Here is a 12,238-nt window from a genome sequence, read left to right on the forward strand (position 1 = left end):
AGCGAAACAACAAGGCGCGAAAGGACGGAAAGATGACGACCGGACCGCTGGACGGCGTGCGCGTGATCGACCTCTCGACCGTGGTCATGGGCCCGTACGCGGCGCAGATCCTCGGTGACCTGGGCGCCGACGTGATCAAGATCGAGTCCCCCGCCGACACCGTGCGGGTGGGCGAGTACCGCACCACGCCGGGCATGACCGCCCTCAACCTCAACGTCAACCGCAACAAGCGCAGCGTGGCCCTCAACCTCAAGGACGAGACCGAGCGCGAGCAGGCCCTGAAGCTGATCGACACCGCCGACGTGCTGATCACCAACATGCGCCCCGGCGCGCTGGCCCGGCTCGGCCTGAACTACGACGACGTCGCCGCGCGCAACCCCCGCCTGGTCTACGCCCACGCGCAGGGCTTCCGCAGCGACTCCGACCGCGCCGGGAACGCCGCCTACGACGAGACCGTGCAGGCCTCCTCCGGCCTGGTCGACGTGGCCAACCGGGCGCTGGGCGAGCCGGTCTACCTGCCGACGATCATCGGCGACAAGGTCTCGTCGCTCACCATCGCCTACAGCGTGCTCGCCGCGCTGGTCCACCGCGACAAGACCGGCCAGGGCCAGCGGATCGAGATCCCGATGACCGACACGCTGATCGCGTTCAACCTGGTCGAGCACCTCGCGGGACACACCTACGAGCCGGCCGAAGGCCCCACCGGGTTCGCGCTGTCGATGACGAAGGGCCACGCCGCGGTCCGCACCAAGGACGGCCTCGCCTGCGTCATCCCCTACAACCCGCAGAACTTCCGCGACTTCTTCGCGGCGGCCGAGCGCCCCGACCTCGCCGAGGACCCGCGCGTGAACGGCGACGCCATCGACCGCGCCGACAACGAGTGGCTGACCGAGCAGATCGCCGCGTGCGCCCCGGCGCTGACCACCGAGGAGTGGACCGAAGTCTGCGCGAAGCACAGCATCCCGATGGCCCCGGTGCTGGAGCTGGACAAGGCCCACGAGGACTCCTACGTCCGCGACGGCCACCTGCTCGACACCGTCGAGCACCCGAGCGAGGGCACCATCCGCACGGTCGGCATCCCGGTGAAGTTCTCCGCGACGCCCGGCTCCATCCGCCGCCTGGCCCCGCTGGCCGGCCAGGACACCGCCGAAGTCCTCGCCGAACTGGTCTGAACCACCCGAGCTTTCACGTGAAAGCTCGATCTGGGAAGTGAAGAGTCATGAGTGAAGTACGTACTGAGCGGATCGGCGGCACCCTGCTGATCACGATCGACCGCCCGGAGGCTCGCAACGCGGTCAACACCGCCGTCGCGACCCAGCTGGCCGCCGCACTGGACGAACTGGAAGCCGACCCGGCGCTCCGGGCGGGCGTCCTCACCGGCGCCGAGAACACCTTCAGCGCCGGGATGGACCTCAAGGCCGCCCTCAAGGGCGAGTCGCCGGAGATCCCCGGCCGCGGGTTCGGCGGCCTGACCGAAGCCGAACTGGCCAAGCCGCTGATCGCCGCCGTCGAAGGGTTCGCCATGGGTGGCGGGTTCGAACTCGCGCTGGGGTGCGACCTCATCGTCGCCGCGGAAGACGCGAAGTTCGGCCTCCCCGAGGTCAAGCGCGGCCTGATCGCCGCGGGCGGCGGCGTGATCCGGCTGCCGAAGCGGATCCCGCACCACCTGGCGATGGAGTTCCTGCTCACCGGCGAGCCCGTCACCGGCCGTCGCGCCGGCGAGCTGGGTCTGGTCAATCGCGTGACGCCGAGCGGTGACGCCACCGCCGTCGCGCTCCAGCTGGCCGAGAAGCTCGCCGAGAACGCGCCCCTCGCGCTCGCCGCCGTCAAGAAGATCGTGCGCGCCGTGGACCCCGAAGCCGCGGAACGCGAAGAGATCAAGAAGCTGATGCAGTCGAAGGACGTCCGCGAGGGCATGACCGCCTTCGCCGAACGCCGCGCTCCGAAGTGGACAGGCGAATGAAGATCGAAGAAGTCCGCCGGCACGTGACGACCCCGCTGACCGCCCCGGCGTTCGCGCCCGTCGTCCCCCGGTTCACGAACCGCGAGTACCTCAACATCGTCTACCGCACCGACGCCGACGCCCTGCGCGCGGTCGTCCCGGAGCCCCTGCGGGTCGAGGAACCGTTGGTGCGCTTCGAAGTCATGAAGATGGGCGACGTCTCCGGCTACGGCCCGTACACCGAGTCCGGCCAGGCGATCGAGGTCAGCCTCGACGGCGAACGCGGCGAGTACCTGCACGCGATGTACCTCGACAACTTCCCGGCGACGGCGTCCGGCCGCGAGGTCAGCGCCTACCCCAAGACCGCCGGGTCGCCGAAGCTCTATGTCGACAACGGCGTCCTGGTCGGCACGCTGGACTACGGGACGCTGCGGGTGGCGACCGCGACCATGGGCTACAAGCACCACGAACTGGACGCCCGGGTGGCCGAACACGAGATCACCGTCCCGACGTTCATGCTCAAGACGATCCCCGGCTACGACGGCGTCCCGCGCGTGCAGGAGCTGGTCCGCACCGAGATCACCGACGTCGTGGTCAAGGAGGCCTACACCGGCCCCGCCCGGCTGCAGCTGTTCCAGCACGTCCTGGCCCCGCTGGCCGACCTGCCGGTGCTGGAGGTCGTCTCCGCGAGCCACATCCTCACCGACCTGACGCTCGCCCCGGTCAAGCCGGTCTTCGACTACCTGAAGGGAGCGCAGTCATGAAGAACGCCGCAGTCATCGGCGCCGGCACGATCGGCCTGTCCTGGACGGCGCTGTTCGCCCGCCACGGCCTGACCGTCCGGGTCACCGACCCCCGCCCCGACCTCGCCGAGGCCGTCTCGCAGGCGCTGGCCCAGTTCGCCCCGCACCTCGGCACGACCGCCGACGAGCTGGCGACCCGCGTCCACATCGCCGAGAACGTCACTGAATCAGTGAAAGACGCGGATGTCGTGCAGGAGAACGGGCCGGAGAACGTCGAGTTCAAAAAGGACCTGTTCAAGCAGCTCGTCGAAGAAGCGCCGAGGCACGCGTTGCTGCTGAGTTCGTCGAGCGCCATCCCCTCGACCGCATTCACCGGGGAGCTGGGAGACGCGAGCCGGGTCCTCATCGGACACCCGTTCAACCCGCCGCACCTGCTCCCCCTGGTCGAGGTCGTCCCCGGCGAGCGCACCAGCGAAGAGTCCGTGCGGCGGGCCGTCGACTTCTACACCTTCCTCGGCCGCACCCCGGTCGTGGAGCGCCAGGAGATCCCCGGGTTCGTCGGCAACCGGCTGCAGAACGCGCTCAGCCGCGAGGCGATCTATCTCGTCGAGCAGGGTGTCGTGACGCCGGAAGACCTCGACAAGGTGATCACGAATTCGCTCGGCATCCGCTGGGCCACGGTGGGGCCGTTCCTCGGCTCGCACCTCGGCGGTGGTCCCGGTGGCTACCGGCACATGGCCGAGCACATCGGCAAGTCCATGAAGAAGATGTGGGCCGGGCTGGGCACTCCCAGCCAGAGCCCCGAAGAGCAGGAACGGCTGATCGAAGCCGTCGAAAAGGCTTACGGCTCCTCCACGTACTCGGAACTCGCCGAGGCGCGCGACCGCAAGCAGCTCGCCATCCTGTCCGCATTGGAGGAGAACTGACATGACCATGGAAGCACTCGAAGGCCAGCTGACCGCCGACTTCTACAACTACGAGACGCTGCTGAGCGACGACGAGCGCAAGCTGCTGGTCAAGGCCCGCGACTTCGTGCGCACCGACGTCAAGCCGCTGGTGAACGAGAACTGGGAAGCCGGCACCTTCCCGAAGGAGCTGATCGGCCTCTTCCGCGACTCCGGTCTCGCGGGCCTGCCCTACGAGGGCTACGGCGAGCACAAGCCCGCGGTCAGCCACCTCCTGACCGGCATGATGGCGATGGAGATGAGCCGCACCGACGCGTCGGTGGCCACGTTCTTCGGTGTCCACAACGGACTCGCGATGTACTCGATCTACTCGGGTGGCAGCCAGGAGCAGCGTGACCGCTGGCTGCCCGAGATGGCCGCGATGGACAAGATCGGCGCCTTCGCGATGACCGAGCCGCTGGGCGGCTCCGACGTGGCGGGTGGCATGCGCACCACGGCCAAGCGGGACGGCGACAGCTGGGTCCTCAACGGCGCCAAGAAGTGGATCGGCAACGCGACCTTCGCCGACTACGTCGTGGTGTGGGCGCGCGACCTCGACGACAACCACGTCAAGGGCTTCGTCGTCGAGAAGGGCACGCCGGGCTTCGTGGCGGAGAAGATCCAGGGCAAGACCGCGTTCCGGATCGTCGAAAACGCCGAAATCACCCTGACCGACGTCCGGGTGCCGGAGGAGAACCGCCTGCAGGGCATCGACTCCTTCCGCGACGTCGCCGAAATCCTGCGCGCCACCCGCGGCGGCGTGGCCTGGCAGGCACTGGGCGTGATGGTCGGTGCCTACGAGCTCGCGCTGGACTACGCCAAGGAGCGCAAGCAGTTCGGCCGGCCGATCGCGCGCTTCCAGCTGGTGCAGGACCTGCTCGTGAAGAGCCTCGGCAACATCACCGCCTCCTGGGGCATGCTGGTGCAGCTCGCCCGCCTGCAGGACGCGGGGATCTTCCAGGACGAGCACTCGTCGCTGGCCAAGGCGTTCGTCACCGCGCGGATGCGCGAGGTCGTCGCCTGGAGCCGGGAGATCTTCGGCGGCAACGGGATCGTGCTGGACTACGACGTCGCGCGGTTCTTCGCCGACGCCGAGGCGATCTACTCCTTCGAGGGCACGCGCGAGATGAACACCCTGATCGTCGGCAAGGCGATCACCGGGCAGAGCGCCTTCGTGTGAGGTAGCGGGCTCAGTTCACGCAGCCGGCGGCCGTACTGGTCGCCGGCTGTTTCGTCTCGGAAGGAGTGCCCGGCGACGGCGTTTTCGTCCCGGTGGCCGCCACCGGCTTCACGCCGCCGGTCGTGTCGTCACCCGAGGCCTGGACCGCCGGCGTGCTGATCGCCGTGCGCACGAACTGCTGGACCTGCGCCGGGTCGACCTTGACCGCGTCGCCGTCGGACGGCGTCGGCAGGGACAGGCTCAGCACCGGGATCGTGGCGAAGCTGATCGCGCCCGACGTCATCCCCCGCAGCTGCTGCGCGAAGCTCAGGATGTCCCAGCCCTTGTCGAGCACGACCGAGCCCTGCACCGCGCTGACCAGTGAACCCAGCTTCGACGGGTCGGTGAACGTGCCGGCGCTCAGCACTTCCTTCGCCATCCCCGACAGGAACGCCTGCTGGCGCGCGATGCGGTCGAGGTCGCTGGTCAGCCCGTGGCGCTGCCGGACGAACGCGAGGGCCTGCGCCCCGGACAGCGTCTGCCGGCCGGCCGGGAAGTCCGCGCCGGAGTAGCTGTCGTGCACCGGCGCCTTGAGGCAGACCTCGACGCCGCCGACCGCCTGCGACAGCGCGTCGAAGCCCGCCAGGTTGATCGCGGCGTAGTGGTTGATCGTCAGGCCGGTGAACTTCTCGACGGTCTGGATGGCCGTCCGCGCGCCCTGCTCGTTCGCGGCCACTTCGAGCTGTGCGCCGGAGAGCCCTTGGGCGCGCAGACCGGGCAACGAGGCGTTCTTGCCACGACTGTAGGCCGAGTTGATCTTGTGCTTGCCGAACCCGCCGGCGATGTCCACATAGGAGTCGCGCGGGATCGAGATCGCGGTGGCCGCGGCGCCGCCCGCCGGGATGTGCACGACGATCATCGTGTCGGTGGTGTCCCCGCCGTCGTCGCCGCCTCCGGCGTGCAGCGCGTCGAGCACGTTCTGCGGCAACGGGTTGCCGTACGTGTCGGTCCGCGCGTCGATCCCGACGAGCAGGATGTTCTGGGCCACCTTGAGCGGCTCTCCCGGCGGGGTGTCATCGTTGTCGACCTGGGCCGCGGGCGGGATGACGTCGGCGGTGACGATGCCGGCGTCCAACGTGCTCAGCTGCGTCCACAGGTAGCCGGTGGCGCCGAGCACCAGCGTCGACACGACGCCGAGCGCGACCCGGCCGCCGATGCGGCGCCCCCGCGACGACAACAGCACGACACTTCCCCTTGCTTCCCTCCGGCGGTTTCCCCGTCTTCGAGGATCACCGGCTTAGCTGGGAATCAGCTGAGAAAGTTGTCGGAAACCTGTGACACTGCCTGAACGGCCGAGCCTTATCGAGCCCTTCGACCGGTTTCGCCACGGAAAGTACCCGCGCGGGCACGGGAAAGTGCTGTGGCAGTGACCACAATGGCGGCTAGCGCGGCAGCCGGCGCCAGATCGCGCGCGGCAGAAAGCGCATCCCGAAGAAGACCGTCCGGAGGATGCCGGGCACCCAGACGACCCCGCGGCCGCGGCGCAGCGCGGCGACCGTCGCGTCGGCCACCTGGTCCGGGGTGCTGGAGAACGGCGCCGGCGTCATGCCCTCGGTCATCCGGCCGATCACGAAACCCGGACGGACGAGCAGCAAGTGGACACCGGAGCCATGCAGCGCGTCGGCGAGGCCGCTCGCGAAGCCGTCGAGACCGGCTTTCGCCGAGCCGTAGACGTAGTTCGCGCGGCGCACGCGCACGCCGGCCACCGAGGAGAACACGACCAGGCTGCCGTGCCCCTGCCCGCGCAGCAGGTTCGCGGCGTGGGTGAGGACGCCGACCTGGGCGACGTAGTCGGTGTGCACGATCGCCGCGGCGTGCGCGGCGTCCGCCTCGGCGCGGGCCTGGTCGCCGAGGATGCCGAAGGCGAGCACGATCACCCCGAGCGGCCCGTGCTCGGCGGCGACCTTCTCCAGGAACGGGCCCTGCGCGGCGAGGTCGTCGGCGTCGAACTCGGCCGTTTCGACCGTTTCGGCACCCGCGTCACGCAGGGCGGCGACCTCGGCAGCCAGGTCCGCGCCCGGCCGCGCGGCCAGCACGAACCGCCGGGTGTCCCCGCTGACCAGGCGTTTCGCCACGGCCAGCCCGATCTCGCTGCGTCCGCCGAGCACCAGCACCGTTCCACTCACCGCCACATTCTCCCAGCGGGGGTGCGCTAGCGTGCCGGGGTGGGTCACCTCAGCGACTTCGAGACGCTCGTCGAACGGCACCGCCGGGAGATCCAGGTGCACTGCTACCGGATGCTCGGCTCCCTGGCCGACGCCGAAGACCTCGCGCAGGAGACGTTCCTGCGGGCGTGGAAGGGCCGGGACGGTTTCGAAGGCCGGGCGAGCGCGCGCACCTGGCTCTACCGGATCGCGACGAACGCGTGCCTCGACGTCCTCGCCCGCCGTCCGCGGCGGGTGCTGCCCGACCAGCTCTGCCCGGCCGGCGAGCCGGCCGGGCCGATCTCCGCCGTCGACCTGCCGTGGCTCGAGCCGTACCCGGACCGGCTGCTCGACGCGGCGGCGCCGGACGACACCGGGGCCGCCGTCATCGAACGGGAGACCATCGAGCTGGCGTACCTCGCCGCCCTGCAGTACCTGCCGCCGCGGCAGCGGGCGACGCTGGTCCTGCGTGACGTGCTGGGCTGGTCGGCCAAGGAGACCGCGGCGTCGCTGGAGACCAGCGTCGCGTCGGCGAACAGCGCGCTCCAGCGGGCTCGCGCGACGTTGCGTGAGCGGCTTCCCGCGCGCCGTGCCGAGTGGACGGCCGGCGACCCGAGCGCCGAGGAAACCGCGCTGCTCAAGCGGTTCATCGCGGCGTACACCGACGGCGACCCCGCCGCGGTCGCCCGGCTGCTGCACGAGGACGCCCAGGCCGTCATGCCGCCGTACTCGCTGTGGTTCGGCAACCGCGCCTCGATCGTCCGGGCGCTCTCGCTGTCGATGGACCCCGCTTCCCCGCACTGCGTCGGCCGGTTCCGGATGCGGCCGACGCGCGGCAACCGCCAGCCCGCGGTGGCCGGTTACCTACGGCGCCCGGGTGAGCACGAATACCGGTGGTTCGGGGTCACCCTGCTGACGGTCGAGGCCGGGCTGGTGACGGCGATGGCCGCCTTCGAGTCCGCTCCGGCCGCCGCCTGGGGAATGCCCGAGACGTGGCCGGGCGATCACGAAGAAGACTGATGCGAACAATCGCATACTTACTCGCCGCTCTTCGAACGGCGAAAAGCCCGGGTGGGTGATTCACGCAGGAATCACCCACCCGGGCACACGCACTTCCGAATCTCGATTTTTTCCGGATTCGGGGTTTTCATGCTCGAGGCCGCCGGGAAGAGGTCACCGGGCGGCGGTCAGGCAGCTCGGTGCCGCTGCGGAGCGGTCCGCACCAGCCGTCGGCGTTCGTCCGCGGTGGTGCCGCCGAAGACGCCGTGGTCGAGGCCGTTGTCGAGCGCGTAGCCGAGGCATTCGGCGCGCACCGGGCAGCGCGCGCACACGGCCTTCGCCTGCGCCGTCTGCCGGGCGCCGGGGCCGACCTCGGAGATCGGGAAGAACAGTTCCGGGTCCTCGTCCTTGCAGGCCGCGAGTTCCGCCCAGCCCGTCATCGTGGCTTCCATTTCCTTCGTTCACCTCCCTAGCTCTCTCTTACTGCTTCCCATTGTCGGGGCGCGTCAACCGACTTGACCGCGGCGGGCGCGCGAGCTTATCCGCCTGGGTCAAGGGGGTTTTGGCTTCGGTCCCCGGCTCACCCTCCGGGCAACCAAGACTGCAACACATGAGAGTACGCCCTTCTTCCCGGGATCTCGATGTCGATCACGTCACCCGATCGGCGAGACCGCGCGCACGCCGACCGGTCCCGCACAGGCTTCAGCGCGCGCGGAACGGCCGTCTTTCCCTGATCCGGCAAGGCTTTTCCCGCCGGACGCGGGCGCACTGCCGGCCGCCGCGCCCGTGACCGGAATCCGCCGTTCGCGGACTCAGGCTCCGCGGATCGGCGCCGCGGCAGCCGGGCACGGGCTCCGCACGCCCGCTGAGCGCCGTCACGATCACGTCTCGGTGGATCATCGGCGTCGGGTACCCGGCATCTCCGCCGTCATTCGTCACCGGGCGTCACCGATGCGACGCGGTCCATTACTCCCGCCGGGCAGTCTTGATCGGATCGTTACACGCAGCGGTCCCCTCACCGCACCTGTCCTTGTGGAGGCGAGGGGCGGTGAGGGGTCCGTGTGGGGTCACGACGAGTTCGACGCGTTCTTCCGCGCCGAGTTCCCGCCGCTCGTGGCGTTCCTCTGCAAGGCGGGGTTCGAGGTCGAGACCGCCCGCGACGTCGCCGCCGAAGCGATGCTGCACGCGCTGGAAGCGTGGCCGGTCGCCGGGGACCCGCGGGCCTGGATCCGCCGGGTCGCGGGGCGGTTGTCGGACGCGGCGGGCGACGCGCGCGCGGACTGGTCCCTGCTGGGCGACCCGCGGGACGACCAGGAGCTCGCCGCGCTGGTCGAGAAGCACGCGGCGCTCATCGAACTGCTCTCCTCCCTCCCCGGTCGGCAACGGATGGTCCTCGCGTGGTCGCTCGACGGGTTCACGCCCGCCCAGATCGCGGAGGCGCTGCGGATCACCCCGTCGACCGTCCGCTCCACCCTCCGCCACGTGCGGGAACGCCTCCGGCGTCAGCAGGGCGCCCGGCCCGGCGGCCACCGGGACACGGAAAGGTGAACAGAATGCCGGCAACCGAGTACGGGGATCGGGCGGTCACCGAGCTGCTGCGGGAGTCCAACGCCGCGCTGCACGACTCGCTGCGCACCGGCCTCGACGTCGAGGGCGTCCTGCTGCGGGTGCGCAGCCGGGCCCTGGTCCGGGAGATCGCCGCGGCGCAGCCCGCCGGAGCGTTCCCGTCGCACTGGCGGCGGCACGACGAGCCGGTCGCCGCCGCGATCGCCGGCGACGAAGCCGCGACCGCCCGCCTGCTCGCGACGATCCGGCCGCTGGTCGTGCGCTACTGCCGGGCCCGCGTCGGACGGCACGAACGGTCGTTCGCTTCGGCCGACGACGTCGCCCAGGAGGTGTGCCTGGCCGTGCTGACCGCGTTGCCGTCCTACCACGACCAGGGCCGCCCGTTCCTCGCCTTCGTCTACGGCATCGCCCAGCACAAGGTCGCCGACGCCCACCGCGCGGCGGCCCGCAACCGCACCGACCCGGTGCCCGAGGTGCCCGACGGCGTCAGCGAAACCGACGGCCCGGAGCAGCACGCACTGCGGTTCGAGCTGAACGAGCGGCTGGCCCGGCTGCTCGACGTGCTGCCGCCCAAACAGCGCGAGATCGTCGTGCTGCGCGTGGTCGTGGGGCTGTCCGCGGAGGAGACGGCCGCGGCCGTGAGCTCGACCCCCGGCGCCGTCCGCGTCGCCCAGCACCGCGCGCTCGGCCGCTTGCGGCGCCTGCTCACGGGTGAAGAGGACTGACGCGCTCGAGGACGAAGTCCGCCAGCGCCGCCGCCGGCCCTTCCATCGACTCCCGGGCCAGCAGCATGAACTCGATGTCCCCGGGCTCCGGCAGGCCGTCGAGCTCGATCAGGTCGGCCGGCACCAGGCTGCGCGCGTGCAGGGTGACACCCAGCCCGGCCGCCGCCGCGGCCCGCAGGCCGGTGAGGCTCGACGTCTGGCACGCCGCGCGCCACTCGAGGCCGGCGCGTTCGAGGCACTCCACGGCCAGCTGCCGCGTGATCGACGGCATCGGGTACTGCACCAGCGGCACCGGCTGGCCCGGCTCCAGCACCGTCGCCGCCGACCCGATCCAGACCAGGGGCTCCCGCCAGAGCAGCCGGCCGTGGTGCGCGCCCGGACGGCGTTTGCCCAGCACCAGGTCGAGCTGCCCGGCGCGCAGGCGCTGGGCCAGGACGTCCGACAGCTCGACGGTCAGCTCGACGTCCACCAGCGGATGACTGCGGCGCAGCCGGTGCAGGATCTCCGGCAGCTCGCCGAGCGCGAAGTCCTCGGAGACGCCGAAGCGCACACGGCCGCGCAGTTCGGCGCCGCGGAAGTGGCGTTCCGCGCGTTCTTCGGTGTCGACGATCGTCTGCGCGAACCCCAGCATCGCCTGGCCGCGCGCGGTGAGCTCCACCGTGTGGGTGTCGCGGGCGAAGAGCAGGCCGCCCGCGTCGCGTTCGAGCCGCCGCACGTGCTGGCTGACCGTCGGCTGGCCGACGCCCAGCCGCCGCGCGGCGGCGGTGAAACTGCGCGTCTCGGCGACGGCGAGGAACGAACGGCACAGGCGGGGGTCGAGCACCGCGTCACCTTATCGCGATTCGCGATGACAGTCAGTCCGGTCATCGGGGTTCACAATGAACGCGGGTTCGCCGAGAATTGCCCTGGAAGGAGATCCATGTCCCGCTTTCGGCCAGACCCGTTCGTCCTCGCCATCCTCGCCACCGTCGGTGTCGCCACCCTGCTGCCCGCCTCGGGCGCGGTGGCCGGCGGCTTCGGCGTCGCCACCACCGTCGCCGTCGGGGTGCTGTTCTTCCTGTACGGCGCCCGGCTGTCCACGCAGGAGGCCCTGGACGGGCTGCGGCACTGGCGGCTGCACGCCCTGGTGCTGGCCGCGACGTTCGTCCTCTTCCCGCTGCTCGGCCTGGCCGCGATGCTGCTGCCGTCGTCGGTGCTGCCGCCGGACCTCGCCGCCGGCGTGCTGTTCCTGGCCGTGCTGCCCTCGACGGTGCAGTCGTCGATCGCGTTCACCTCGATCGCCCGCGGCAACGTCGCGGCGGCCATCTGCAGCGCGTCGCTGTCCAACCTGGCCGGGATCGTGCTCACACCGCTGCTGGTGGCGCTGCTGCTCGCCGGCGACGGCGCCGGTGTCGACGGCTCGGCCGTGCTCGGGATCGTGCTGCAGCTGCTCGCGCCGTTCGTGGCCGGCCAGCTGGCGCGGCGCTGGATCGGCGGCTGGATCAAGCGCCACTCCGCGCCGCTGAAACTGGTCGACCGCGGCTCGATCCTGCTGGTCGTCTACACGGCGTTCAGCGCGGGCATGACCGAGGGCATCTGGCACCGGCTCGACCTCGGCCGGCTGCTGGTGCTCGTGGTGGTGTGCGGCGTCCTGCTCGCGGCGGTGCTCGGCGCGACCGGGTGGGGCGCCCGGGTGCTGGGCTTCGAGCTCGCCGACCGGATCACCATCGTGTTCTGCGGGTCGAAGAAGAGCCTGGCCAGCGGCCTGCCGATGGCGACGGTGCTGTTCGGGCACGCGCAGGTGGGGCTGATCGTGCTGCCGCTGATGCTGTTCCACCAGATCCAGCTGATCGTCTGCGCGACCTTGGCGCGCCGCTACGCCCGCGCCGCCACCCCGGCCGGCGAGCTCGTTCCCGCCTGAAGTCCGTGAAGGCCTCCTTCCCGGCTCTTATGGCCGGGAAGGAGGCCTTCACGGAC

At 70.9% G+C, this 12,238-nt stretch carries 13 protein-coding genes; 9 read left to right on the plus strand and 4 right to left on the minus strand.

Annotated elements, in window-relative coordinates:
- The first annotated feature begins 32 nt into the window (after window positions 1-32).
- From AB0G28_RS44990 to AB0G28_RS45010, 5 genes are read left to right on the plus strand one after another with little or no spacing between them, the layout of a single operon-like run.
- Complete coding sequence (locus AB0G28_RS44990) at window positions 33-1,172, plus strand: CoA transferase (RefSeq protein WP_361104242.1); 1,140 nt, start codon at window positions 33-35, stop codon at window positions 1,170-1,172.
- Window positions 1,173-1,219: 47 nt separating this feature from the next.
- Entirely contained in the window at window positions 1,220-1,963 is a 744-nt protein-coding gene (locus AB0G28_RS44995; protein ID WP_361104245.1) for a crotonase/enoyl-CoA hydratase family protein, read from the plus strand.
- Window positions 1,960-2,706: an acetoacetate decarboxylase gene (locus AB0G28_RS45000; RefSeq protein ID WP_361104248.1), complete on the plus strand. Its 747-nt coding sequence runs from the start codon at window positions 1,960-1,962 to the stop codon at window positions 2,704-2,706. Before AB0G28_RS44995 ends, AB0G28_RS45000 begins: the two co-directional genes overlap by 4 nt.
- On the plus strand, window positions 2,703-3,611 hold the full coding sequence (locus AB0G28_RS45005) for a 3-hydroxyacyl-CoA dehydrogenase NAD-binding domain-containing protein (protein ID WP_361104251.1): 909 nt from the start codon (window positions 2,703-2,705) through the stop codon (window positions 3,609-3,611). Before AB0G28_RS45000 ends, AB0G28_RS45005 begins: the two co-directional genes overlap by 4 nt.
- 1 nt (window position 3,612) lies before the next feature.
- Window positions 3,613-4,809 (plus strand): acyl-CoA dehydrogenase family protein, encoded by a 1,197-nt coding sequence (locus tag AB0G28_RS45010; RefSeq protein WP_361104254.1) that lies wholly within the window; start codon window positions 3,613-3,615, stop codon window positions 4,807-4,809.
- 10 nt (window positions 4,810-4,819) lie between these two features.
- Here AB0G28_RS45010 and AB0G28_RS45015 read toward each other — a convergent pair whose 3' ends face one another.
- The gene (locus tag AB0G28_RS45015) at window positions 4,820-6,031 is read right to left on the minus strand and encodes an LCP family protein (protein WP_361104257.1); all 1,212 of its coding nucleotides are present in this window, start codon (window positions 6,029-6,031) and stop codon (window positions 4,820-4,822) included.
- A 199-nt stretch (window positions 6,032-6,230) separates the two neighbouring features.
- Window positions 6,231-6,974, minus strand: a complete 744-nt coding sequence (locus tag AB0G28_RS45020; protein WP_361104260.1) for an SDR family NAD(P)-dependent oxidoreductase — start codon at window positions 6,972-6,974, stop codon at window positions 6,231-6,233.
- 39 nt (window positions 6,975-7,013) lie between these two features.
- Here AB0G28_RS45020 and AB0G28_RS45025 point away from each other — a divergent pair, with 39 nt between their 5' ends.
- Window positions 7,014-8,012: an RNA polymerase subunit sigma-70 gene (locus AB0G28_RS45025; protein ID WP_361104263.1), complete on the plus strand. Its 999-nt coding sequence runs from the start codon at window positions 7,014-7,016 to the stop codon at window positions 8,010-8,012.
- A gap of 167 nt (window positions 8,013-8,179) precedes the next feature.
- On the opposite strand, the gene AB0G28_RS45030 is transcribed toward AB0G28_RS45025, so the two are convergent.
- Window positions 8,180-8,443: a WhiB family transcriptional regulator gene (locus AB0G28_RS45030; protein ID WP_003056777.1), complete on the minus strand. Its 264-nt coding sequence runs from the start codon at window positions 8,441-8,443 to the stop codon at window positions 8,180-8,182.
- Window positions 8,444-9,050: 607 nt separating this feature from the next.
- On the opposite strand from AB0G28_RS45030, the gene AB0G28_RS45035 reads away from it, so the two are divergent.
- Both AB0G28_RS45035 and shbA read left to right on the plus strand, forming a co-directional pair.
- Entirely contained in the window at window positions 9,051-9,539 is a 489-nt protein-coding gene (locus tag AB0G28_RS45035) for a sigma-70 family RNA polymerase sigma factor (protein ID WP_361104266.1), read from the plus strand.
- A gap of 146 nt (window positions 9,540-9,685) precedes the next feature.
- Window positions 9,686-10,282 carry an RNA polymerase sigma factor ShbA gene (gene shbA, locus AB0G28_RS45040; RefSeq protein ID WP_361104281.1) on the plus strand — a complete coding sequence of 199 codons (597 nt, stop codon included), beginning with the start codon at window positions 9,686-9,688 and terminating at the stop codon, window positions 10,280-10,282.
- On the opposite strand, the gene AB0G28_RS45045 is transcribed toward shbA, so the two are convergent.
- Entirely contained in the window at window positions 10,263-11,105 is an 843-nt protein-coding gene (locus AB0G28_RS45045; protein ID WP_361104269.1) for a LysR substrate-binding domain-containing protein, read from the minus strand. The genes shbA and AB0G28_RS45045 overlap by 20 nt on opposite strands.
- A gap of 96 nt (window positions 11,106-11,201) precedes the next feature.
- On the opposite strand from AB0G28_RS45045, the gene AB0G28_RS45050 reads away from it, so the two are divergent.
- Window positions 11,202-12,182 carry a bile acid:sodium symporter family protein gene (locus AB0G28_RS45050; protein ID WP_361104272.1) on the plus strand — a complete coding sequence of 327 codons (981 nt, stop codon included), beginning with the start codon at window positions 11,202-11,204 and terminating at the stop codon, window positions 12,180-12,182.
- The last annotated feature ends 56 nt before the right edge of the window (window positions 12,183-12,238 follow it).

This window comes from Amycolatopsis sp. NPDC021455 (assembly GCF_040640995.1).
Taxonomy (GTDB): domain Bacteria; phylum Actinomycetota; class Actinomycetes; order Mycobacteriales; family Pseudonocardiaceae; genus Amycolatopsis.